Below are 23,243 nucleotides of genomic sequence, written 5' to 3' on the forward strand. Positions count from 1 at the left end.
GCGGCGCCATTGAACATGTGCGCCCATACATGCGCGCCCGGAAATTGAAACGGCAAAAAAAACGGAGACCAAAGTCTCCGTTCTTGTTCAGGCTGCGAAGCCGGCTTTAGGCCAGCTTGCCGTGGCAAGCCTTGTACTTCTTGCCGCTGCCGCAAGGGCATGGGTCGTTGCGGCCCACTTTGACGCCCATGCTCACGCTCATGTCGTCGACGTTGTCCATGTTGCCGCCTGCCGCAGGCGCCAGCAGTTCTTCCGGCGCCGCGTTCGGATCGAACTCGGCATGCTGGTAGTGCACGTTTTCCACGTGCGACTGCTGCATCGCCTGTTCAGCCGCATCGACTTCTTCGCGCGACTGGATACGCACCGTCATCACGTGTTTCGTGACGTCGTTCTTGATCATGTCGAGCATCTGGCCAAACAGTTCAAACGCTTCACGCTTGTATTCCTGTTTCGGGTTCTTCTGCGCATAACCGCGCAGATGAATACCCTGGCGCAGGTGATCGAGCGCCGCCAGGTGTTCGCGCCAGTGGCTGTCGACGCTTTGCAGCATGACATTGCGCTCGAAGCCGCCGAACGATTCCTTGCCGACGATATCGATCTTCGACTGGTACACGGCATCGGCCGCGACCAGCACTTTTTCCAGGATCTCTTCGTCCGTCAGGGTCGAATCGGCTTCCAGCATTTGCTGCAGCGGCAAGTCGAGCTGCCATTCGCTGGACAGGGTATTTTCCAGGCCCTTGATATCCCACTGCTCTTCCACCGATTCATGCGGCACGTACTCGTGCACCAGGTCGGTGAATACGCCATGGCGCAGCGAGCCGATCATGTCCGAAATGTCGGTCGTTTCCAGCAACTCGTTACGCTGCTGGTAGATGACTTTACGCTGGTCGTTGGCGACGTCATCGTATTCCAGCAATTGCTTGCGGATGTCGAAGTTGCGCGCTTCGACCTTGCGCTGGGCCGATTCGATCGAACGCGAGACGATGCCTGCCTCGATCGGTTCGCCTTCCGGCATTTTCAGGCGGTCCATCACGGCGCGCACGCGGTCGCCGGCGAAGATGCGCAGCAGCGCGTCGTCGAGCGACAGGTAGAAGCGCGACGAACCCGGATCGCCCTGGCGGCCTGCACGGCCACGCAGCTGATTGTCGACGCGACGCGATTCGTGGCGTTCGGTGCCGATGATGTGCAAACCGCCGGCATTGACCACGTGGTCGTGCAGCGATTGCCATTCATCGCGCAAGGTCTGCGACTGGGTGGCCTTGTCGGCATCGCTCAGTTCAGCATTGGCTTCGATGAACTTGATCTGGTTCTCGACGTTGCCGCCCAGTACGATGTCCGTACCGCGACCGGCCATGTTGGTGGCGATGGTGATGGCTTTCGGACGGCCTGCCTGGGCAATGATTTCCGCTTCGCGCGCATGCTGCTTCGCGTTCAGCACGTTGTGCGGCAAATCGGCCTTGGTCAGGATGCCCGACAGCAGTTCCGAGTTTTCGATCGAGGTCGTACCCACCAGCACGGGCTGGCCGCGCTCGTAGCAGTCGCGGATGTCGTTCAACATCGCGTTGTATTTTTCCGCCGACGATTTGTAGACCTGATCCTGGCGGTCCTTGCGCTGCAACGGACGGTTTTGCGGGATCACGACCGTTTCCAGGCCGTAGATTTCCTGGAACTCGTACGCTTCGGTATCGGCCGTACCGGTCATGCCGGCCAGCTTGGCGTACATGCGGAAGTAGTTCTGGAAGGTGATCGATGCCAGGGTCTGGTTCTCGTTCTGGATCTTGACACCTTCTTTCGCTTCGACGGCCTGGTGCAAGCCATCGGACCAGCGGCGGCCCGTCATCAGACGGCCCGTGAATTCATCGACGATGACGACTTCACTGTTCTGCACCACGTAGTGCTGATCCTTGAAGTACAGCGCATGCGCGCGCAGGGCCGCATACAGGTGATGCACGAGGGTGATGTTGGCCGAATCGTACAGCGACGCGCCTTCCGGCAGCAGGCCCATTTCCATCAGGATGCGCTCGGCCTTTTCGTGGCCCGCTTCCGTCAGCAGCACCTGGTGCGCCTTTTCATCCTTGGTATAGTCGCCCGGCACGTCAACCTTGCCCTTGCCGTCCGGCGTTTCTTCGCCGATCTGCAAAGTCAGCAGCGCAGGCACTTCATTGATCTTGTAATACAGGTCCGTGTGGTTCTCGGCCTGGCCTGAAATGATCAACGGCGTACGCGCCTCATCGATCAGGATCGAATCGACTTCATCGACGATGCCGAAGTTCAGGCTGCGCTGCACGCGCTCGCGCGCTTCGTAGACCATGTTGTCGCGCAAGAAATCGAAACCGAATTCATTGTTGGTGCCATACGTGATGTCGGAGTTGTACGCCTGCTGCTTGGCGCTGTGCTCCATCTGCGACATGTTCACGCCCGTCGACAGGCCCAGCCAGGCATACAGGCGGCCCATGGTCTCGGCATCGCGCTGCGCCAGGTAATCATTGACGGTGACAATATGCACGCCCTTGCCCGACAAGGCATTCAGGTAGGCTGGCAAGGTGGCCATCAGGGTCTTGCCCTCGCCCGTGCCCATCTCCGCGATCTTGCCAAAATGCAAGACCATGCCGCCGATCATCTGCACATCGAAGTGGCGCATGCGCAGGACGCGCTTGCTGGCCTCGCGGCAGACGGCAAATGCTTCCGGCAACAAGGCATCGAGCGATTCGCCAGCGGCGATGCGTTCCTTGAAGGCAGGTGTCTTCGCTTGCAGCTCGGCATCCGACAGCTTTTCGATGGCCGGCTCGAGCGCATTGATCTCGCGTACCGTTTTTTGGTATTGCTTGAGCAGCCGCTGGTTGCGGCTACCGAAAATCTGGGTCAGTAATGACATGCTTGAATTCTTGAAAAAACGCCGTTAAAAAAAGCTCGGTAGGTGACAACGAGGTAACAATCGCGTGACCGCACGGAGTTCGACTATGGCAAAAGACGATGATTTTATCATGCGTTCCCGCCAAGGTTGGGCTAATGCACCATATAACAATAGCTTAATGACAAACAAATGGCAGAAATTGCGGACATTTTCCATACTGTAAGGCAATACGGCCGGCCCGCTTGCACCGCACCCGCCGCCGCACTCGTCATGCGCGGGCGAGTGTGCTATGTTTCGGCCATGCGAACTCCCACTTACTCTCCGGCACCGCGCCGCGGCTACGGCTTTGCCCGTTCAGGCCCGGCCGTCACGGGCGCAACCGATTTTCTGCGCGGCAATGCAACGATGGCCTCCCTGATGCCCACCGTCACGCGCCTGGCCGCCCTGCAAAAAGACTGTGCCAAGGCCTTGCCGGCGATGTTCGAGCATTGCGACATCCTGCAATTCGAGAGCGGCCAACTGGTGCTGGCCACGCCGAACGCGGCGCTGGCGGCCAAGCTCAAGCAGCAATTGCCGAAATTGCAAGGGGAACTGGAAAGAAAGGGCTGGCAGATTTCAGGCATCAAGCTGAAAGTGCAAGTCATCAGGAGCATCGCGCCCATCGTGCATACGCGGGCGCTGGTCTTGCCGGAAAAAGCCATGACGGCCCTGGAAGAGCTGAGCACAGCCCTGCCCGCGTCGAAGCAGAACGAGCAATTGATCGCGGCGCTGCGCAATATGGTCCGCCACCACCGCGAACCGAAGGATTAATTCAGGTAAGCGACCACTCGCGCTCCATCTGGCGCAGGTACGACTGCGGCGCCGCCTCGTTGGTATCGAACGAGACGATTTCATACGCATCAGGCTGTTCCAGCAGCGCCAGCAGCAACTGGTTGTTCAGTGCGTGGCCCGATTTGTGCGCCGTGTAGTACGCCAGCAAAGGATGGCCCACCAGGTACAGGTCGCCGATGGCGTCGAGGATCTTGTGGCGCACGAACTCGTCTTCATAGCGCAAGCCATCGGCATTCAGGATGCGGTACTCGTCCATGACGATGGCGTTTTCCAGCGAACCGCCACGCGCCAGGCCCATGCCGCGCAAGCTTTCCACGTCCTGCATGAAACCAAAGGTGCGCGCGCGCGCCACGTCGTGCACGTACGACACGTCGCCAAAGTCGACGGAGGCGCGCTGCATCGTGCCATCGACGGCCGGATGGTTGAATTCGATGAAGAAATCGAGCTTGAAGCCGTCGTACGGCGACAGGCGCGCCCATTTCTCCGCGTCACCCTTGCCGTGACGCACTTCCACCGGCTTGATGACCTTGATGAATTTCTTCGGCGCTTGCTGCTCTTCCACGCCAGCCTGCTGCAGCAGGTAGACGAAGGACGAGGCGGAACCATCCATGATGGGAATTTCTTCCGCATTCACGTCGATGTACATATTGTCGACGCCCAGGCCCGCCGCGGCCGACATCAGGTGTTCCACGGTAGACACCCTGGCGCCATCCTTGATCAGCACGGAAGCCATGCGCGTATCGCCCACGGCCATGGCGCTGGCGGGAAACTCGACGATGGGGTCGAGGTCGATGCGGCGAAACACGATGCCCGTGTCGATCGCGGCAGGACGCAAGGTCAGTTCCACCTTGGTGCCAGAGTGCAAACCGACACCGATGGTGCGGACCAGTTGTTTGATAGTGCGTTGTTTTAACATGGCACGATTATATCCAGTTGCGGCGTGGAATGCTGACCGGCAAAGAAATGCTAGGGATGCTCACTTTCCACATGCACGGCCTCGCGCCGCACCAGGTAGATGCCGCTGGCGATAATGATCGCCGCGCCAAGCAAGGTATAGCGATCCGGCAGCGCCTGCCACAGCAGCCAGTCTATCGCCACGCCCCAGGCCAGCGCCGTGTACTCGAACGGCGCCACGATTGACGCCTTGCCGGTGCTGAAGGCCTTGGTGATCGCCAACTGCCCGAAGAAGCCTGACAGCGCCAGCACCATCAAGGTCGAGCCATGTTCGGCACGCACAGGCACCCAGATATTCCACGCCAGCGTTACTGCGCCAATTGACATCAGCGTCAGCAGCCAGAACATCATCGCCTCGGTGCTGTCGGTGCGCGCCAGCACGCGCGCGCTGATGGCCGACACGGCGTAGCAGGCAGCTGCCACCAGAATCGCCAGCCCGCCCAGCGACAGGAAGCCGGTGCCTTCGGGGCGCAGCACCACCAGCACGCCCAGCAGGCCGACGCCAATCGCCCCCCACTGCCCGCGGCCCACGTGCTCCTTCAGCACCCACACCGACAGCGCCGTGATCAAAGCCGGCGCGATGAAGAAGATCGAATATGCCTCGGCCAGCGACAGCGACTTCAGCCCGAAGGCAAAGGTGGTCAGCATGGCGATGCCGAGTGCGGCGCGCAACAGGTGCATTGGCCAGCGTATGCGGAAGATGCCCTTGAACGCACCGCGGTACAGCATGTAGCCGCACAGCAGTGGCAACGAACTGAGCGAGCGCATCGCCGTGACCTGCGTGGCGGGATAATAGGCAGAAAGCAGCTTCATGGCGGTATCCATGCACGAGAACATGGCGACCGCAATCAGCATCGCATAGATGCTGTGCAGATTTTCTTGACGAGAATACAGGGAAAGCTCCTTGACGACCGGTCCGGGGCGGACCACTGGGAACGTCATTATGGCGACGTCCGGAGCCAGCACAGCGGAGGCGCTGCCGGGATTGATTATAACAAGCCGGCCAGCTCATCAGGGGCGACGACGAAAACAGTGCCTGGATCAAGTACTGCCGCAATCGCGGCGGCGGTGCCTGAAATGCTTGATCTACGTCATCGTTTTTTTAAAAGATGTATGTAAAATGCTTGTTTATAATTTTGCAACGATGGAGAACGAGAGATGGACAGCAAGAAGATAGATACCACCAACGACACGCAGTCGAGCCGCCGCGGCTTTCTCGGCAAGAGCGCCGCGCTGGGCCTGGCAGGCGTCACGCTGGGCCTGGCCGGCTGCAAGGAGGAAGCTGCCGCCGGCGGCAAGAGCGCTGCCGCACCGGCCGCACACCACGGCACCGAGATCGCGCCAGGCCAGCTGGACGACTACTATGCTTTCATCAGTTCCGGCCATTCGGGCGAAGCGCGGGTGCTCGGCCTGCCTTCCGGGCGCACGCTCAAGCGCATCCCGGTGTTCAACGTCGATTGCATGGTCGGCTGGGGTATTACCAATGAATCGAAAGCCATCATCGGCACCAAGCCCGACGGCACGCTGAAATACATCACCGGCGACACCCACCACGTCCACGGCAGCTACAAGAACGGCACGTATGACGGCCGCTGGCTGTTCATCAACGACAAGCTGCATTCACGCGTGGCGCGCATCCGCATGGACACCATGGAATGCGACAAGATCACCGAACTGCCGAATGTGGCCGGCTTCCACGGCCTGTTCCCTGACAAGCGCGATCCGGTCGACCAGAAGATTGACTACACCACCCGCGTGTTCTGCGGCGCCGAATTCCATATCCCGCTGCCGAACGACGGCCGCGACCTGGACAATCCGGACAAGTGGGGTGCGTTGTTCAGCTGCGTCAGCGCAGAGACCATGGAAGTGATGTGGCAGGTGCGCGTTGACGGCAATATGGATCTGTGCGCCACCTCGTACGACGGCAAGCTGGCCGCCTGCAACCAGTACAACGTGGAAAACGCCGCCGACCTGAACGGCATGATGGCGGCCGAGCGCGATGCCTGCGTGTTCCTGCATATCGAACGCGTCGAGGCCCTGGTCAAGGCAGGCAAGTTCACCACCATCGGCAGTTCCAAGGTCCCCGTGGTCGATGGCCGCAAGGCTGCCAACGCCGATCCGAAAAGCGCGATCTCGCTGTACGTCCCGGTCAGCAAGAACCCGCATGGCGTCAACGCCAGCCCGGACGGAAAATACTTCGTATGCTCCGGCAAGCTGTCGCCGACCGCCACCGTGATTGAATTGAGCAAGGTGCTGCAGTGGTTCGACGGTAACGTCAAGGATCCGCGCGACACCGTGGTGGCCGAACCGGAAATCGGCCTCGGCCCGCTGCACACCGCCTTCGACGGCAGGGGCAACGCCTATACCTCGCTGTTCCTCGACAGCCAAGCCGTCAAATGGAATGTGGATGCAGCCATTGCCCAGTTCAAGGGCGACAAAAACGCCAAGGTCATCATCGAGAAGCTGGACGTGCACTACCAGCCGGGCCATAACTACTCATCGATGGGTGAGACCAGGGAAGCTGACGGCAAATACCTCAACTCCGGCAACAAGTTCTCCAAGGACCGCTTCCTGCCAGTCGGCCCGCTGCATCCTGAAACCGAACAGTTGGTGGACATCAGCGGCGCCAGCATGAAGCTGATAGCCGATCACACTGCCTACCCGGAACCGCACGATGGCATTATCGTGCGCCGCGACGTGGTCAAGACGCGCCAGATCCACACCATGACCGACTTCCCGAATGCCGTCACGCCGGAAAACGCCGGTATCGAGCGCAAGGGCAACAAGGTGCATGTGCGTCTGATGTCGCAAGCGCCGGCGTTCAGCATGCCGGTCATCAAGGTCAAAAAAGGCGATGAAGTCACGCTCACCCTGACCAACTACGACAAGGTCGAAGATTTGACCCACGGTTGCGCCATCCCGACCTACAACATCAACTTTATCGTCAATCCGCAGGAAACCAAGTCGGTCACTTTCAAGGCCGATCACGCCGGTGCGTTCTGGTTGTATTGCACGCACTTCTGCCACGCCCTGCATCTGGAAATGCGTAGCCGTTTCCTGGTTGAAGCCTGAGTTGTTCCGCAAGTCCATGTCGGCTGATGCGTCAGCCGGCATGGCATATTCTCATGACGACTACTTTAAAAACCTTATTCAATTCGCTGGCGTCGTGCTTGATGTTACTGGCTATGCTGGCGCCGCCCATCGCCGCCGCCAACATCTACGACGCTGAACTTTCCTCCGAACTGTTGCACGGCGCCGACCTGTGCGCGCATGCCGCCTGCCGCGACGTGATGCCGCAAGCGCAGCGCTTCTCGCAGCGCATGGGTTCTCCACGCTATGTGCAAGCGCTGGACGCCGGCGGCAAGCTCGTTGGCTACGTTTTCCTGTCAACCGACGTGGTGGACATTCCCGCCTATTCCGGCAAGCCGGTCATTACACTGATCGGCATGGACACCGCAGGCATCATTACCGGCGTGCGCGTGATCAAGCATTCCGAACCGATCCTGCTGGCCGGCATACCGGAATCGGCGCTGCTCAAGTTCATCGGACAATATGTCGGCCTGCGCGGTGACGCCAGGCTGGAAATTGGCCGTGGCGGCGATGGCAGCGTGGGATTGGACGCGATCAGCGGCGCCACCGTGACGGCCATCGCCGAGAACCAGGTAATTTCCCGCAGCGCCTATGAGATCGGCCGCCAGGTCGGCATCTTCACTGCGGCGGCGCGGCCGCCAGCCCGCTTCACGCCGCTCGACGAGCGCCTCAACTGGGGCAAGCTGGCCGACGAGGGCTCGGTCGGCCGCCTGACGATCACCGCGCGCGAAGTCGGCGCCGACAGCGCACGCGGCGACTACATCGATCTCTACTTCGGCTACCTCAACACGCCGACGCTGGGCAACAGCCTGCTGGGCGAGGACAACTACCAGCGCCTGATGCGCGACCTCAAGCCGGACGAGCATGCGATCTTCGTCATCGCCATCGGCCAGACCTCGTTCAAGGGCTCGGGCTTTGTGCGCGGCGGCATCTACGACCGCATCCAGGTTCGGCAAGATCCTGAAACCTACACCTTCCGCGATACCGACTATCTCAATCTGTATCACCTGCAGCCCGGCGATGTGCCCCAATACCGCGAATCGGGCATCTTCATCGTCCGCTCGAAACACTTCAATCCGGCGTGGCCTTGGACGCTGACGCTGCTGGTCAATCAGTTGGACGCCAAGGGCGCGAAAACCTTCACCCACTACGACCAGACATACTGGCTGCCGGCCCGCTATCTGGAAGGCGGCCATCCGAAAGTGGTGACGGCGCGCCCGGCGTGGCAAAACATCTGGCTGGACCGGATTCCGCAAATCGGCTTCTTCGTCGCCACCCTGTTGTTTACCGCCATCTGGTACGCACGACGCGACCGGCTGGTGCGTGCATCGACGCGCAAGCACAAGCCTTTGATCAGCTGGCCGCGGCTGGTGCTGTGGCTCATCAGCGCCGGCTTCATCGGTTTCTACCTGAAGGCGCAGCCCAGCATCACGCAGATCATGACCTGGCTCCATTCGCTGATCCATCAATGGCGCTGGGAGCTGTTCCTGTCCGATCCGTTCATCTTTTTGTTCTGGTGGTTCATCATCATCACGGTGCTGATCTGGGGACGCGGCCTGTTCTGCGGCTGGTTATGTCCATTCGGCTCGCTGCAGCACCTGATGCTGAAACTCGGTTCCGCCATCGGCCTGAAACGCTGGCAGAAACTGCTGCCGAAACCACTGCACGACAAGCTGCGCTGGCTGAAGTACGTCATCTTCTTCGGCCTGATCGGCGTATCCCTGTTCTCAATGGAGACGGCCGAACATCTGGCCGAAATCGAACCCTTCAAGACCACTTTCCTGGTCGGCGTATGGAACCGCAGCTGGCCATTCTGGCTCTTTATCGGCGCCATTCTGGGCCTGTCGCTGTTCAGCGAGCGCCCCTACTGCAAATACCTGTGCCCGATGGGCGCGGGCCTGGCGCTGCCCGGCAAGTTCCGTCTGTTCGGTCTGAAGCGCAAGGCAGAATGCACCAGCTGCCACGCCTGCGCCGCCGGTTGCGGCTCGCACGCCATCGACAGCCAAGGCAAAATCGATCAGATGGAATGCATGCTGTGCCTGGACTGCATGGTGATGTACTACGACGATCACGCCTGTCCACCCCTGGTGAAAGAGCGCAAGCGGCGCGCTGCCAAGGGCGAAGCGCTGACGCGTATCGGCGCCGACGGCTACTTCCTTACGCTCGACAGCTTGCGCTCAACGCTGCCGTCGCAAGGCAAGGAAGACGCATGATGCTGGCGCCTTCCGCCCTGCTGGCGCTGATGCGCGCGCTGGTGCTGGCACTCATACTGGCCGGCTATGGGCCGAGCCTGGCCGCCGCCGTGCTGGAAGTGGCGCCGGGCACGTCGATCAATGCGGCCATCGCCAGTGCGCAGAAAGGCGACACACTGCTGATCGCACCCGGCAGATATAACGAACACGTGCTGATCGACAAGGCGCTGACGCTGCAAGGGCGCAGCCACCCCACCATCAGCGGCCGAGGACACGGCGACACCATCCGCATCACCGCCCCCGACGTCACCCTGATCGGCCTGATCGTGATCGACAGCGGCGCGGACCTCACTGCGCAGAACGCCGGCATTTATATCGTGCCTGGCGCGCATCGCGTGCAGATCAACAACTGTCGACTGGTCGCCAACCTGTTCGGCATCTGGCTGCAAGGCGTTGACGATGCGCGCTTGCTGAACAACACCATCACCGGCCGGCGCGACCTGCAATCGGCGCAGCGCGGCAATGGCATCCAGGTGTACGACACGCGCGGAGCGCGCGTCACCGGCAACGAAATCAGCGGCACGCGCGACGGCATCTATGTCGACGTTTCGCGCGACGCGCAATTTCGCCACAACCGCATCCACCATGTCCGCTACGGCACGCACTACATGAACACCCACCACAGCATCTGGGAAGACAACGAGGTATATCTGAGCCGGGCCGGGCTGGCGCTGATGGAGGTGCGCAGCCTGACCGTGCGCCGCAATATCGCGTGGGGCAATACCGATCACGGCATCATGCTGCGCACCATCCAGGACTCGCTGATCGAAGACAACGTGGTGGCCGGCAACGACCGTGGTTTTTTCATCTATGACGCCGAGTACAACACGCTGCGCCACAACCTGATCATCAATAACCGCACCGGCGTGCACCTGTCGGCCGGCTCGTCGAACAACCAAGTCGATGGCAACGACTTCATCGGCAACCAGGAGCAGGTGCGCTTTGTTGCCGCGCGCGATGTCGAATGGGGCAAACAGGAAGGCAACTACTGGAGCAATTACAACGGCTGGGACCAGAACGGCGACGGCCAGGGTGACGTGGCGTATGAAGCGAACGACCTGGTTGACCGTCTGAACTGGCAATACCCGCTGCTCAAGCTGCTCGGCGCCAGCCCCGCGCTGCAGACGCTGCGCTTTGCCGCGCGTCAGTTTCCGCTGCTGCGCGCGCCAAGCGTAGTCGACCGCCATCCGCGCATGCGCCCGCTCTCACAGAATTGGAAAAAATGGAATGACATCGCTCCCCGCATCGAATACAACTGAAGCCGCCGTCAGCCTGCGCGGTATCCGGCATCGCTACGGCGCGCTCACGGTGCTGCAGGACGTCAGCTTTGACATCGCCCATGGCGCCATGTTCGGCCTGATCGGCCACAATGGCGCCGGCAAGAGCACGCTATTCAAGCTGATGCTCGGTCTGATCACGCCCTGCGCCGGCACGCTGCACGTACTGGGCCAGAACGCGGCCGAACCTGCCTTTCGCCAGACGCACCGGCGCGTCGGCTATCTGCCGGAAAGTTTTCTCACCTACGATAACCTGAGTGGCCAGGAAGTACTGCACTTTTTTGCGGACTTGAAGCACATTGCGCGCGCTGCTTGCGCACCGTTGCTCGACCTGGTGGGCCTGACGCATGCCGCCGCGCGGCCGGTACAGGCGTACTCCAAGGGCATGCGCCAGCGGCTCGGCCTGGCGCAGGCTCTGCTGGGCGAGCCGGACCTGATCTTCCTCGATGAGCCGACCAACGGATTGGACCCGCAAGGCATCGCCGACTTTTACGCCATCTTGCGCACCGCGCAGGAACGCGGCGCCACCATCGTCATCACCTCGCACATCCTGGCAGAGATCGAGCACCGGGTCGACCAGCTGCTCATCATGCAAGGCGGCACGGTGGCCGCGCAAGGCACGCTGAGGCAGCTGCGGACGGGTACCCATGCGCCCCGGATGCTGACCATTACCGCCACGATTGCGCCTGCGCTGCAGGCGGGCGTGCGCGTGGCGCTGGCCGCGTTGCCGCTGGAGCTGGAGCTGGCGCTGGAGGTGCATGGCGAACAGCTGCACGTGCGCTGCGCCAGGGCCGACAAGATGGCGGTGCTGCGCCAGCTGGCTGCTTGCGCCGACGACATCGCGATTCAGGAATCGACACTGGAACAAGTATTTCTCGGCTACGGAGGCACCCATGCGCGCACGCATTGAATGGCGCCAGGTCGGCGTGCTGGCCGCAAAAGAATGGCGTGACCGGCTGCGCAACCGCTGGGTGCTGGCCGTGGCGCTGGTGTTTGCCTTCTTCGCGCTAGCCATCGCCTACTTCGGCGCAGCCCAGCAGGGACAGGTTGGTTTCCACGGCATCGACGCCACTATCGCCAGCCTGTCCAGCCTGGTGATCTATCTGGTGCCGCTGATCGCGCTGATACTCGGCTATGACGCGATTGTCGGCGAGCGTGAGCGCGGTACGCTGGAACTACTGCTGTCGATGCCGGTGACGCCGCTGGAAGTGCTGCTCGGAAAATATCTCGGCCTGGCGGCGGCGCTCACCAGCGCCACTGCGATCGGCTTTGGTGCCGGCCTGCTGCCGCTGTTCTCGCAACTGACTGTGGCCGAGGGCTGGCGCTACGCCCAATTCGTCGCCAGCGCCGTGCTGATGGGACTGGCCTTCCTCAGCATTGCCATGCTGGTATCGGTCAGCACCCGCGACCGCGTCCGCGCCAGCGGCATTGCACTGGCGCTGTGGTTCCTGTTCGTGCTGGTGTTCGACCTGCTGCTGATGGGGGTGATGGTGCTCAGCCAGGGCCAGCTCGGTAGCGGCCTGTTCGCCGCCATGCTGATGCTGAACCCGGCCGACGTATTTCGCCTGCTGAACGTGTTCAGCTCGGACCAGGCGCAAGCCATGTATGGCCTGGCCACCGTGATGCCGCAAGGCTGGACCCACCCGGCGCTGCTGTCGGGCGTGATGCTGGCCTGGATTTTTTTACCGTTTTCTATCGCACTCAGGAGATTTTCATGACTATTTTCCACCTGCGCAGGAGCGCGCTGGCCACACTGGCCACCCTTGCGCTGGCCGCCTGCACGTACAGCGCCACCAACCTGCCAGCCATTGATCCGTCCGACGAAGCCGCGTGTGCGCTGGACGGCATGCTGCTGCGCGACTTCCCTGGGCCGAAAGCGCAGGTTCGCTTCGCCGACGGCAAGACCAGCTACTTCTGTGACGTAAAAGAACTGCTCGGCGAAATGCTGGCGCCGGAACAGCGTCGCGCCACCAGCGCCTTCTACGTGCAGGACATGGGCAGCGCCAACTGGCAACAGCCGCAAGGCCACTGGATCGGGGCACACGACGCGCTCTATGTATTAGGCAGCAAGGCGCAGGGCTCGATGGGCCCGGCCATCGCCTCGTTCAGCCGGCAGGTAGACGCGGAAGCGTTTGTTCGCAAGGAAGGCGGCCGCGTGCTGCGCTTCAAGCAGATCACGCCGGCCCTGCTGAACGAAGCCAGCGGCGCCATGCCGACGCACGCCATGGCGCATTGAAGCACCACCGCCTGGGCCGGCATTGCCGTTCGGCGGAAAGCGCCGGTCCGTTTTTACCCCGGCATTTGCCGACTTACTTTTGAAAAGAGACAGACCATGAAGAAACTACTTGCACTGGCAGCAATGCTGGCAGCCATCACCTCTGCCACCAGCGCCGCCGCCGCGCCGGACGCCGCCAAGGTTGAGAAAACCTACTCCACCACCTGCCTGGCCTGTCACGGCAGCGGCATCATGGGCGCGCCCAAGGTTGGCGACAAGGCGGGATGGAAACCGCGTATCGCCAAAGGCAAGCCGGCGCTGTACCTGAGCGCCATCAACGGCGTGAAAATGATGCCGCCACGCGGCGGCAATCCAGGCCTGAAGGATGATGAAGTGAAAGCACTGGTCGACTACATGGTCGCCAAGAGCAATTAAGACTGCTGGCCGCCACCTGCGCGCGGCGGCCACACCCGGAGACATACCATGTTCACCCGCACGCTGCTGGCGCTACTGCTGTTCCTGACTGCCTGTTCCGGCGAGGAACGCCTCTACAAAACCCGGGGCCACGTGTTCGGCACCACGGTCGACATCACCATCTACGGTGGTTCGCAGCAGCGCGCCGACCTGCTTGGCGCCGAGGTATTGAGAGAATTTGATCGCCTGCACCGTAAATTCCACGCGTGGGAGCCAAGCATGCTCACCGCCCTCAACGACAGCATCGCCAAAGGCGAGCCAATGCGCGCCGACGCTGAAATGATCGGCCTGCTAAAATCGGCCGAGAAGCTGTCAGTGCGTTCCGGCCTGCTGTTCAACCCCACCATTGGGCATCTGATCAGGCTGTGGGGCTTCCAGAAAAACGACATCGGCGCGCAGGGACCGCTGGCCGCCGAGATCAAGCGCTGGGTCGACGCGCGGCCATCGCTGTCCGACCTGCGCTACAACGGCAACATCATCAGCAGCGTCAACCCTGCCGTCATGATCGACCTCGGCGGCTACGCCAAAGGTTACGCGCTCGACCGCGCCGCCGCGCTGCTGCGCGAAGCGCACGTCAAGGCGGCGCTGGTCAACATCGGTGGCAACGTCATCGCCATCGGCCAGCCCGGTGAACGACCGTGGCAGGTCGGCATCCGCGATCCGCGTGGCGCCGGGACAGTTGCGCAGATCGCTTTGCGCGACAACGAAGCGATCGGCACCAGCGGTGATTATGAACGCTACTTCATGAAGGACGGCAAGCGCCGCCCGCACATCATCGACCCGCGCAGCGGCTACCCGATCGATCTGGTCGCTTCGGTCACCATCATCGCCAGCGGCGGCCGCGACCCTGGCCTGCGCTCGGACGGCCACTCCAAACCGCTGTTCATCACCGGCCCCCGAGACTGGCAAGCGATGGCGGAAAAACTCGACCTGAAAGAAGTGCTGATGGTTGACGCCCAGCGCAATGTCCACATGACAGCAGCCATGCAAGCGCGCATTGCAGGTGCAGAGCGGCACGAGCACGCTGGGACCTGGCAAGCACGCGAGTGACGTCTACGACACCGGCAACAGCATCACCAGTTTCAAGTCGTGCTGGCGCGCCAGGTGCAAGGTCACCTGATTGAACTCAAGCAGCCCCTGCTGCGCGTGCTGGAAGCGGCGCAAGCCGCCATCGCGGCCCAGCACCTGCTGCGCGCCCCACCATTGGCGAAATTCAAGGCTGGCCCCGGCCAGTTCCGCGATCAGGCCGGCCAACGGCGCCTGGTCCACCTGCCGGCCGATATCGGCGCGGAACTCCGCCACCAGGCGCTGCGCCCGTTCGGGCCAGCCGACGACCAGGTCGCGCGCCCCCGCGTCCAGGAACATGAAGCGCAGCTGGTTCGGCGCGTCCCCGTCGCCATGCAGCCAGCCGGCAAACAGCGCGGACGCCGCGCCGTTCCACGCCACGGCATTCCATTCCCGGTCCAGGATATACGCGGGCGCGTCGATGGCGCCGACGATGGCGACCAGCTCGGCGGCCGCAGGCCCCCCACCCTCGCCTGTGCCGTGGCTGGGGTCATGCTTGTCGGCCACCTCGAACAGATAGGCGCGCTCGGCAGCGCTCAGCTGCAACACTTGCGCCAGGCGGGCCAGCATCTTGGCCGACGCCGACACGGGCCGCCCCTGCTCCAGCCACGTCAACCAAGTGGGGCTGACCTCGCACAGCTGCGCCAGCTCTTCGCGCCGCAAGCCTGGCGTACGCCGGCGCCCGCCACCGGGCAAGCCGGCCATGGCGGGGGTGACGGCTTCGCGCCGGGCGCGGATGAATTCAGCGAGTTTGCTCGACATGACAGGAATGCATGGTAGTAAATATACCAGTATAAGTTATGGTCTTGTTACAGGATAATTTTATCCCTATTCTGCAGGAACTCACCCATCAACAGGAGAAAACCATGCAGCAGCACGATGTCGTTACCGAACAGTTTGGCAAGACGGCGAATGCCTACCTGAGCAGCGCGGTACACGCGCAAGGCGCCGACCTGGTGCTGATGCAGGAATGTGCGCGCCGCCATGGCAAGCCAGTCGTCCTGGACCTGGGCTGCGGCGCCGGCCACGCCAGCTTCGCCGTCGCTCCCGTGGCCAAGTCAGTCGTCGCCTACGACCTGGCGCAGCCGATGCTCGACGTGGTGGACTACGCCAAGGCGCAGCGCGGCTTGCACAATATCAGCACGCGGCAGGGCGACGTCGCCCGTTTGCCGTTTGCCGATGCCAGCTTCGACATGATCGTCACACGCTTTTCCGCGCACCACTGGAACGACGTGGCAGGCGCGCTGGCCGAAGCGTGGCGGGTGTTACGCCCGAACGGCACCTTGCTGGTGGTCGACATCGTGGCACCCAAGACGGCCCTGTACGACAGCACCTTGCAGGCGGTGGAAATGCTGCGCGACGCCTCGCACGTGCGCGACTACCGTACGTGCGAATGGGGTGCCAAGTTCGACAACGCAGGCTTTACGCACAGCTTGCGCAACGTGTGGAAGCTGGCCATGCAATTTGACGAGTGGGTGGCGCGCATGCGCACGCCCGCCGAAAGAGTCTCGGCCATCCGCAATCTGTTCGATGGCGCGCCCGAGGAAGCGAGAAGATATTTCGCGCTGCAGGACGATTATTCGTTCAGCATCGATGCGGCCATGTTCGAGGCGACGAAACCGCAGGTACAATGAAAAAACGGCGCCGATGGCGCCGTTTTTTTGATGGGGTCAGACCCGACGGGTCTGACCCCATATAGCTTAAGCCAGCTGGCCCAGCAAGGTTTCCGCATTCGACACTTCAAACTTGCCGCCTTGCTCGATGTTCAATTGCGTCACCACGCCATTGTCGACCAGCAGCGAGTAGCGCTGCGAGCGCGTACCCATGCCGTGCTTGGAAAAATCGGCGTCCAGGCCCAGGGCCTTGCTGTAGGCGGCATTACCGTCAGCCATCATGCGCACCACGCCGGTGGCTTTCTGGTCACGGCCCCAGGCGCCCATCACGAACGCGTCGTTGACGGAGATGCACCAGATTTCATCGACGCCCGCAGCTTTCAGGTCGGCAGCGTGCTGCACATAGCCTGGCACGTGCTGTGCGGAGCAGGTCGGGGTGTAGGCGCCCGGCAGGCCGAAGATGGCGATCTTCTTGCCCTTGACCAGGTCTTGCACGTTGAACGTGTTCGGGCCCAGTGCGCAGCCTTCGGTTTCGCTTTCGATGAATTCGGCCAGGGTGCCTTCTGGCAGGGTGTCGCCGATCTTGATGGTCATGTTGACTCCTTGTGTACTGTCGGTTGAGGATGCTGCCGGCATGATGCCGACACTGCGCAATAGTATGCCTGACTTGCCGTATTTGTGCAGAAAGTGGCCGCAAAGGCAAAGGCAAAAGTCAAAAAACGGCAAAAAAAAACGGCGACCCTCAGGCCGCCGTCATCCTTGCTTGCATCAGACCACCTTAATCAGCCTGTTTGCGCAGGAAGGCTGGAATGTCATACGTTTCCATGCCATTCTTTTCCATCGCGCGCACTTGCTCGGAAGCCGATTCGCGGCGCCATACTGCCGGCGCCTTCATGCCGTCGAAACCGGCTGCCGGCGTAGCCACGCCAACCGTCGTCGTCGTCGCTTGCGCGCTACCCATGGCAGCCGACGGGGTCAGAGGGCTGTTGTGGGTGCCGGTGCGCAGCACTTGCTGCGGTACCAGCTGGATGTTTTTCTTCGCGCGACCCAAGCCCGTGGCCACCACGGTGACGCGGATATCGTCGCCCATGGCGTCGTCGTAGGCAATACCTTGCGCGATCGAGGCGTCCGGCGCGGCAAACGCGCGCACGGCAGCCATGACTTCCTTGATCTCTTTACCTTTCAAGCCACGGCTGGCCGTAACGTTGACCAGCACGCCGCGCGCGCCGGACAGGTCGATACCATCCAACAGCGGCGAAGCGACAGCCTGTTCGGCAGCGATGCGCGCGCGGTCGACGCCGGAAGCGGTCGCCGTGCCCATCATGGCCTTGCCCTGCTCGCCCATGATGGTTTTCACGTCGTTGAAGTCGACGTTGATATGGCCCGGCACGTTGATGATCTCGGCAATGCCGGCCACCGCGTTGTTGAGCACATCATCGGCGTGCTGCATCCATTCCAGCATGCTTTCGTCTTCGTAGATCTCTTCCAGTTTTTCATTGAGGATGATGATCAGCGAATCGACGTGCAAGGAGAGCTGCTCCAGGCCTTCGTCGGCGATGTCCATGCACTTCTGGCCTTCGTACGAGAATGGCTTGGAGACCACGGCGACCGTCAGCGCGCCCAGTTCCTTGGCCACTTCGGCCACGATAGGAGCGGCGCCCGTGCCCGTGCCGCCGCCCATGCCGGCAGCGATGAAGACCATGTGCGCGCCGCGCAGCGAATCGGCGATGCGTGCGCGCGATTCTTCGGCCAGCTGGCGGCCGACGGCAGGCTTCATGCCGGCGCCCAGACCCGTATCGCCGATCTGGATGATGTTGTGGGCCTTCGATGTCGACAGGGCCTGTGCGTCGGTGTTGGCGGCAATGAACTCCACGCCCGACATGCCTTTGTTGATCATGTGTTGGACTGCATTGCCACCCGCACCGCCGACGCCGACGACCTTGATGACGGTACCTAAAGCTGTGTTATCGACCATATCGAACTCCATGATGTGCTCCTATCAGATGCGGTTTCCAAGCGCCAGGCCTCATATTGGTAGGAGAACTGGAGATTGAAAACTGCGGTTAAATATAAAATAAAGTTATGTGTGTGTACCTGCGATGCTGCCAAAAAACCTGTGCTACCGGGCGTAAATCAAGCCCTTAAAAATTCCCTAAAAACCATTCCTTCATGCGCTGCCAGACTGCCTTCACCGAGCCGTCCTGACGCGTCACGATGTGGCCGCGCAGGTATTGCTTCTTCGCTTCCAGCAGCAAGCCCAATACCGTGGCATAGCGCGGACTGCGCACCACGTCGGCCAGCTGACCCCGATACTCGGGCGTGCCAAGGCGCGCCGGTTTCAGGAAAATATCTTCTGCCATTTCCACCATGCCGGGCATGATGGAAGTGCCGCCCGTGAGCACGATGCCCGATGACAGCACGCCTTCGTAACCGGATTCGCGCACCACCTGGTGCACCATCGCGAACAACTCTTCGACGCGCGGCTCGATCACTGCCGCCAGCGCCTGGCGCGACAAGTTGCGCGGGCCGCGGTCGCCCAGACCAGGCACTTCCAGCGATTCGCCGGGATCGGCCAGGACCTGCTTGGCCACGCCATAGCGGATCTTGATCTCTTCCGCTTCTGCGGTCGGGGTACGCAAGGCCATGGCGATGTCGTTGGTGATCTGGTCGCCGGCGATGGGAATGACTGCCGTATGGCGGATCGCGCCATCGGAGAATACCGCCACATCGGTCGTGCCGCCGCCGATGTCGATCAGCACCACGCCCAGCTCCTTCTCATCGGGCGTGAGCACCGCATCGGCAGACGCCATCGGCTGCAGGATCAGATCCGACACTTCCAGGCCGCAGCGCCGCACGCACTTGACGATGTTCTGCACTGCCGACACGGCGCCGGTGACGATATGCACCTTCACCTCCAGGCGGATGCCGCTCATGCCGATAGGCTCGCGCACATCTTCCTGGCTGTCGACGATGAACTCTTGCGGCACCGTGTGCAGCAATTGCTGATCGGTCGGAATGTTAACCGCTTTTGCCGTCTCGATGACGCGCGCCACGTCGGTGGCCGTCACTTCCTTGTCCTTGATGGCCACCATGCCGCTGGAATTGAAGCTGCGAATATGGCTGCCCGCGATGCCCGCGTAGACATTGCGGATCTTGCAGTCGGCCATCAGCTCGGCCTCTTCCAGCGCGCGCTGGATGGACTCCACCGTAGCCTCGATATTGACCACCACGCCTTTTTTCAGGCCCTTCGATTCGTGCTGGCCCAGCCCGATCACTTCGTGGCGCCCGTCGGACATCACTTCGGCTACCACCGCCACCACTTTCGAGGTGCCGATGTCGAGGCCGACGATCAGGTTTTTCGCGTCTTTTGTCATTTCTGTCGCCTAATTTTTTGGGCTATTGCTAAATTGATTATTAAGTTAAGTCGGTTTTTTAATCGGACTGCCATTTTTCTTCTTGATCGCCGCTGCCGGCTTGCCATCTTTGCCTTCGGCCGGTATCACCAGGCCGGCGGAACTGAGCGCCAGCCCATTCTGGTAGCGCATATCGATCGTGTCGATATTCTCCAGCCGGCTCGCCAGCTGCGGATAAATGCCTACCAGCCGGTCGACCCGCGCCTTCAGGGTCGTATGATTCTGCTCGCGCCCCAGCGCCACGCTCATGCCATTATCCAGTTTCACGGTCCATGCATAGCGGCTCGACAGCGACAACGTTTCCGGCACCATCTTCAGCGGTGCAAACCACTTTGCCAGCTGCACGTAGGTGGCCAGTACTTCCTTCTCGCTGCCATCGGGGCCGGCGAAGGCAGGCAATTCATGGTCATCTTCGGCTTCGGCCACATTGGCCGTAAACACGTCGCCCTTGACCGACAGCAGGCGTCCATCTTCGCCCCAGGTTCCCAGCGCTTCGTGTTCTTCCAGCGCCACGATCAGCTGGTTCGGCCACTCGCGCCGCACACTGGCACGGCGCACCCAGGGTACCGATTCGAACACGCCGCGCACGCTTTCCAGGTTGGTCGTGAAGAAATTGCCCTTGATGCGGCCCAAAGTGCCGCTGCGCAGGGTCAGGTAATTCACGTGGCGCAGACCCTTGTCGTCCGCGCTTTCCACCTTGATCGTGCGCAGGTCAAACATGGGACGCTGCGACACCCACCAGACGCCGGCGGCCACGCACACGACCAGAACCGCGGCGAGCAAGCCGTTGGCAGTCGTATTGAGGCTTTTAGCGTCATGCCACATATCAGTGCTGTCCCTTGTGCATTTTCAGACGCGCGCCAGCGACGATTTCCAGGCACAGGTCTTCATAGCTGATACCCACCGCGCGCGCCGCCATCGGAACGAGCGAGTGCCCCGTCATGCCGGGCGAGGTATTGACTTCCAGCAGGAACAGCTTGCTGTCGGCCGCGCGCATCAGCACGTCCACACGTCCCCAGCCTTCGCAGCCGAGGGCACGGTAGGCTGCCACGGCGATGCGCTCCATTTCCGCCACGATCGCCTGATCCAGCTGCGGCGGACAAAAATACTGCGTATCGTCCGTGAAATACTTGTTCTGGTAATCGTAATTGCCTTGCGGGGCGACGATTTCAATCGGTGGCAGCGCGCGCGCCGTGGCGCCCTGGCCCAGGATCGCCACGGTGAATTCGCGGCCCTTGATGAATTCCTCGGCCAGCACCGAATCATCGAGGCCGGCGGCGATATCGTAGGCCGCCTGGAAGGCCGATGCTTCGTTGACGGTGGTGATGCCGATGCTCGAGCCTTCGTGCGGCGGCTTGACAATCAGCGGCAAACCCAGTTCCGCGGCCACCTTGGCCAAGTCGGAGCTGTCATTGAGCACCGCGTACTGCGGCGTCGGCAACTGGTGCATCAGCCAGATCATCTTGGTATAGACCTTGTCCATGCCCACCGCGCACGCCATCACGCCGCTACCCGTGTAGGGGATACCCAATTGCTCGAGCGCGCCCTGCAGGCTGCCGTCTTCGCCGAAGCGGCCGTGCAGCGCGATGAAGACGCGGTCAAATTTTTCAGCGGCCAGTTCGGCCAGGCTGCGTTCGCCCGTGTCGAACGCATGCGCGTCCACGCCACGGCTTTTCAGTGCAGCCAGCACGCCCGTGCCGGACATCAGCGACACTTCGCGCTCGGCCGAGCTGCCCCCGAACAAGACGCCGACCTTGCCCAATTGTTTTACGTCGATAGCTGAAGCTTGGTTCACATCAGGCCTTTACAGTGTTGGATTGATACGTTGTCAGTTGCTGCGGGATGCCGCTGATCGAGCCCGCTCCCATGGTCAACACGACGTCACCGTCGCGCGCCACGCTCATGATGGTGTCGGCCATGTCCGTCATGGACTCGACGAAAATCGGTTCGATCTTGCCGCGCGCGCGCAGCGCATGCGCCAGGGCGCGGCCGTCGGCGGCGACAATAGGCGCTTCTCCTGCCGCATACACTTCGGACAACAGCAGTACGTCGGACGCACCGAGCACCTTGACGAAATCCTCGAACAGGTCGCGCGTGCGGCTGTAGCGGTGCGGCTGGAAAGCCAGCACCAGGCGGCGGCCAGGATAGGCAGCGCGCGCAGCGGCCAGGGTCACTTCCGTCTCCACCGGATGGTGGCCAAAATCGTCGACCAGCGCAAAGGTACCGCCGTTCGGCAGCGCCACGTCGCCATAGCGCGTAAAGCGCCGGCCCACGCCGGAAAACTCGGCCAGGCCCTGCTGCGTCGCACTGTCGGCGATGCCAATTTCGCGCGCGATCGCAATCGCCGAGCAGGCATTTTGCACATTGTGCATGCCAGGCTGGTTCAACACCACATCGAGATCAGGATAGCCTTCCTGCAGCACCGTGAAATGCATTTCCAGTCCCACGGCGCGCGCATTGATGGCACGCACTTCGGCGTCTTCCGCGAAACCATAGGTGGTGACCGGCTTGGTGACGAATGGGATGATGGCGCGTACGTGCGGATCGTCGATGCACAGCATGGCGCGGCCATAGAAAGGCAGACGGTGCGTGAACTGCACGAACGCCTGCTTGAGCTTTTCGAAATCGTGCTCGTAAGTGTCCATGTGATCGGCGTCGATATTCGTGATCACTTCGATCATCGGCGTCAGGTTCAGGAACGAAGCGTCCGACTCATCGGCTTCGGCCACCAGATAGTCGCCAGAACCGAGCTTGGCGTTCGCGCCGGCGCTGGTCAGGCGTCCACCGATCACAAAGGTAGGATCGAGGCCGCCCTGCGCCAGCACGGAAGCGACCAGGCTGGTGGTCGTCGTCTTGCCGTGCGTGCCGGCGATGGCGATGCCGCGCTTCAGGCGCATCAATTCGCCGAGCATCACGGCGCGCGGCACCAGCGGGATCTTGCGCGCACGCGCGGCCACCACTTCAGGGTTGTCTTGCGGGACGGCGCCCGACGTCACCACCGCATCGGCGTCGCCGATGTTCTCGGCCGCGTGGCCCAGCATGACAGTCGCGCCCAGGCTCGCCAGGCGCTGCGTCGCCGCATTGCTGCCCAGGTCCGAGCCCGACACCTTGTAGCCCAGGTTGACCAGCACTTCGGCGATGCCGCTCATGCCGCTGCCGCCAATGCCGACAAAGTGGATATTGTTTACTTTATGCTTCACAGAGC

The 23,243-nt window shown here is 61.8% G+C and carries 20 protein-coding genes; 10 read left to right on the forward strand and 10 right to left on the reverse strand.

Annotated features, from left to right (window positions below; all coding sequences use genetic code 11):
* Positions 1–106: 106 nt before the first annotated feature.
* Positions 107–2,875, reverse strand: a complete 2,769-nt coding sequence (gene secA / locus ACQ4WL_RS16500; protein ID WP_436510721.1) for a preprotein translocase subunit SecA — start codon at positions 2,873–2,875, stop codon at positions 107–109.
* A gap of 279 nt (positions 2,876–3,154) precedes the next feature.
* Here secA and ACQ4WL_RS16505 point away from each other — a divergent pair, with 279 nt between their 5' ends.
* Positions 3,155–3,664, forward strand: coding sequence for a DciA family protein (locus tag ACQ4WL_RS16505; protein ID WP_436510722.1), 510 nt, complete (start codon positions 3,155–3,157; stop codon positions 3,662–3,664).
* 1 nt (position 3,665) lies between these two features.
* Here ACQ4WL_RS16505 and lpxC read toward each other — a convergent pair whose 3' ends face one another.
* Both lpxC and ACQ4WL_RS16515 read right to left on the reverse strand, forming a co-directional pair.
* Positions 3,666–4,601, reverse strand: coding sequence for a UDP-3-O-acyl-N-acetylglucosamine deacetylase (lpxC, locus tag ACQ4WL_RS16510; protein WP_436510723.1), 936 nt, complete (start codon positions 4,599–4,601; stop codon positions 3,666–3,668).
* 50 nt (positions 4,602–4,651) lie between these two features.
* On the reverse strand, positions 4,652–5,494 hold the full coding sequence (locus tag ACQ4WL_RS16515) for a DMT family transporter (RefSeq protein WP_436510724.1): 843 nt from the start codon (positions 5,492–5,494) through the stop codon (positions 4,652–4,654).
* A gap of 303 nt (positions 5,495–5,797) precedes the next feature.
* On the opposite strand from ACQ4WL_RS16515, the gene nosZ reads away from it, so the two are divergent.
* The 8 genes from nosZ (at position 5,798) to ACQ4WL_RS16555 (ending at position 14,997) form a co-directional block, all read left to right on the forward strand.
* Positions 5,798–7,711 (forward strand): TAT-dependent nitrous-oxide reductase, encoded by a 1,914-nt coding sequence (nosZ, locus tag ACQ4WL_RS16520; RefSeq protein ID WP_436510725.1) that lies wholly within the window; start codon positions 5,798–5,800, stop codon positions 7,709–7,711.
* Positions 7,712–7,812: 101 nt separating this feature from the next.
* Positions 7,813–9,942: a 4Fe-4S binding protein gene (locus ACQ4WL_RS16525; protein WP_436510909.1), complete on the forward strand. Its 2,130-nt coding sequence runs from the start codon at positions 7,813–7,815 to the stop codon at positions 9,940–9,942.
* Positions 9,942–11,240, forward strand: a complete 1,299-nt coding sequence (locus tag ACQ4WL_RS16530; RefSeq protein ID WP_436510910.1) for a nitrous oxide reductase family maturation protein NosD — start codon at positions 9,942–9,944, stop codon at positions 11,238–11,240. The genes ACQ4WL_RS16525 and ACQ4WL_RS16530 overlap by 1 nt, the downstream gene beginning before the upstream one ends.
* Positions 11,209–12,168, forward strand: coding sequence for an ABC transporter ATP-binding protein (locus tag ACQ4WL_RS16535; protein ID WP_436510726.1), 960 nt, complete (start codon positions 11,209–11,211; stop codon positions 12,166–12,168). The genes ACQ4WL_RS16530 and ACQ4WL_RS16535 overlap by 32 nt, the downstream gene beginning before the upstream one ends.
* A complete protein-coding gene (locus tag ACQ4WL_RS16540; protein ID WP_207780972.1) occupies positions 12,152–12,976 on the forward strand; it encodes an ABC transporter permease in 825 nt (274 codons plus the stop codon). The genes ACQ4WL_RS16535 and ACQ4WL_RS16540 overlap by 17 nt, the downstream gene beginning before the upstream one ends.
* Complete coding sequence (locus ACQ4WL_RS16545; protein ID WP_099760590.1) at positions 12,973–13,494, forward strand: nitrous oxide reductase accessory protein NosL; 522 nt, start codon at positions 12,973–12,975, stop codon at positions 13,492–13,494. The genes ACQ4WL_RS16540 and ACQ4WL_RS16545 overlap by 4 nt, the downstream gene beginning before the upstream one ends.
* A gap of 96 nt (positions 13,495–13,590) precedes the next feature.
* Complete coding sequence (locus tag ACQ4WL_RS16550; protein ID WP_034748852.1) at positions 13,591–13,908, forward strand: c-type cytochrome; 318 nt, start codon at positions 13,591–13,593, stop codon at positions 13,906–13,908.
* Positions 13,909–13,956: 48 nt separating this feature from the next.
* Complete coding sequence (locus ACQ4WL_RS16555) at positions 13,957–14,997, forward strand: FAD:protein FMN transferase (RefSeq protein WP_436510727.1); 1,041 nt, start codon at positions 13,957–13,959, stop codon at positions 14,995–14,997.
* Between the two features lie 3 nt (positions 14,998–15,000).
* Here the strand turns inward: ACQ4WL_RS16555 and ACQ4WL_RS16560 are convergent, their stop codons facing one another.
* Positions 15,001–15,774, reverse strand: a complete 774-nt coding sequence (locus ACQ4WL_RS16560) for a helix-turn-helix transcriptional regulator (protein ID WP_436510728.1) — start codon at positions 15,772–15,774, stop codon at positions 15,001–15,003.
* Between the two features lie 104 nt (positions 15,775–15,878).
* On the opposite strand from ACQ4WL_RS16560, the gene ACQ4WL_RS16565 reads away from it, so the two are divergent.
* Complete coding sequence (locus ACQ4WL_RS16565; RefSeq protein WP_436510729.1) at positions 15,879–16,646, forward strand: class I SAM-dependent methyltransferase; 768 nt, start codon at positions 15,879–15,881, stop codon at positions 16,644–16,646.
* 66 nt (positions 16,647–16,712) lie between these two features.
* On the opposite strand, the gene ACQ4WL_RS16570 is transcribed toward ACQ4WL_RS16565, so the two are convergent.
* The 6 genes from ACQ4WL_RS16570 to murC form a co-directional block, all read right to left on the reverse strand.
* Positions 16,713–17,219: a peroxiredoxin gene (locus ACQ4WL_RS16570; protein ID WP_436510730.1), complete on the reverse strand. Its 507-nt coding sequence runs from the start codon at positions 17,217–17,219 to the stop codon at positions 16,713–16,715.
* A 184-nt stretch (positions 17,220–17,403) separates the two neighbouring features.
* A complete protein-coding gene (gene ftsZ, locus ACQ4WL_RS16575; protein WP_436510731.1) occupies positions 17,404–18,612 on the reverse strand; it encodes a cell division protein FtsZ in 1,209 nt (402 codons plus the stop codon).
* Positions 18,613–18,766: 154 nt separating this feature from the next.
* Positions 18,767–19,999, reverse strand: coding sequence for a cell division protein FtsA (ftsA, locus tag ACQ4WL_RS16580; RefSeq protein WP_010394955.1), 1,233 nt, complete (start codon positions 19,997–19,999; stop codon positions 18,767–18,769).
* Positions 20,000–20,044: 45 nt separating this feature from the next.
* Entirely contained in the window at positions 20,045–20,863 is an 819-nt protein-coding gene (locus tag ACQ4WL_RS16585; protein ID WP_436510732.1) for a cell division protein FtsQ/DivIB, read from the reverse strand.
* Between the two features lies 1 nt (position 20,864).
* Positions 20,865–21,833, reverse strand: coding sequence for a D-alanine--D-alanine ligase (locus ACQ4WL_RS16590; RefSeq protein WP_436510733.1), 969 nt, complete (start codon positions 21,831–21,833; stop codon positions 20,865–20,867).
* 1 nt (position 21,834) lies between these two features.
* Complete coding sequence (murC, locus tag ACQ4WL_RS16595; protein WP_436510734.1) at positions 21,835–23,238, reverse strand: UDP-N-acetylmuramate--L-alanine ligase; 1,404 nt, start codon at positions 23,236–23,238, stop codon at positions 21,835–21,837.
* Between the last annotated feature and the right edge of the window lie 5 nt (positions 23,239–23,243).

The organism is Janthinobacterium kochi (assembly GCF_051380715.1).
GTDB lineage: Bacteria > Pseudomonadota > Gammaproteobacteria > Burkholderiales > Burkholderiaceae_D > Janthinobacterium.

Coding starts and splice junctions, on each gene's coding strand:
- secA (WP_436510721.1), bottom strand. CDS start 2,875: ATGTCATTACTGACCCAGATTTTCGGTAGCCGCAACCAGCGGCTGCTC.
- ACQ4WL_RS16505 (WP_436510722.1), top strand. CDS start 3,155: ATGCGAACTCCCACTTACTCTCCGGCACCGCGCCGCGGCTACGGCTTT.
- lpxC (WP_436510723.1), bottom strand. CDS start 4,601: ATGTTAAAACAACGCACTATCAAACAACTGGTCCGCACCATCGGTGTC.
- ACQ4WL_RS16515 (WP_436510724.1), bottom strand. CDS start 5,494: ATGCTGATTGCGGTCGCCATGTTCTCGTGCATGGATACCGCCATGAAG.
- nosZ (WP_436510725.1), top strand. CDS start 5,798: ATGGACAGCAAGAAGATAGATACCACCAACGACACGCAGTCGAGCCGC.
- ACQ4WL_RS16525 (WP_436510909.1), top strand. CDS start 7,813: ATGTTACTGGCTATGCTGGCGCCGCCCATCGCCGCCGCCAACATCTAC.
- ACQ4WL_RS16530 (WP_436510910.1), top strand. CDS start 9,942: ATGCTGGCGCCTTCCGCCCTGCTGGCGCTGATGCGCGCGCTGGTGCTG.
- ACQ4WL_RS16535 (WP_436510726.1), top strand. CDS start 11,209: ATGACATCGCTCCCCGCATCGAATACAACTGAAGCCGCCGTCAGCCTG.
- ACQ4WL_RS16540 (WP_207780972.1), top strand. CDS start 12,152: ATGCGCGCACGCATTGAATGGCGCCAGGTCGGCGTGCTGGCCGCAAAA.
- ACQ4WL_RS16545 (WP_099760590.1), top strand. CDS start 12,973: ATGACTATTTTCCACCTGCGCAGGAGCGCGCTGGCCACACTGGCCACC.
- ACQ4WL_RS16550 (WP_034748852.1), top strand. CDS start 13,591: ATGAAGAAACTACTTGCACTGGCAGCAATGCTGGCAGCCATCACCTCT.
- ACQ4WL_RS16555 (WP_436510727.1), top strand. CDS start 13,957: ATGTTCACCCGCACGCTGCTGGCGCTACTGCTGTTCCTGACTGCCTGT.
- ACQ4WL_RS16560 (WP_436510728.1), bottom strand. CDS start 15,774: ATGTCGAGCAAACTCGCTGAATTCATCCGCGCCCGGCGCGAAGCCGTC.
- ACQ4WL_RS16565 (WP_436510729.1), top strand. CDS start 15,879: ATGCAGCAGCACGATGTCGTTACCGAACAGTTTGGCAAGACGGCGAAT.
- ACQ4WL_RS16570 (WP_436510730.1), bottom strand. CDS start 17,219: ATGACCATCAAGATCGGCGACACCCTGCCAGAAGGCACCCTGGCCGAA.
- ftsZ (WP_436510731.1), bottom strand. CDS start 18,612: ATGGAGTTCGATATGGTCGATAACACAGCTTTAGGTACCGTCATCAAG.
- ftsA (WP_010394955.1), bottom strand. CDS start 19,999: ATGACAAAAGACGCGAAAAACCTGATCGTCGGCCTCGACATCGGCACC.
- ACQ4WL_RS16585 (WP_436510732.1), bottom strand. CDS start 20,863: ATGTGGCATGACGCTAAAAGCCTCAATACGACTGCCAACGGCTTGCTC.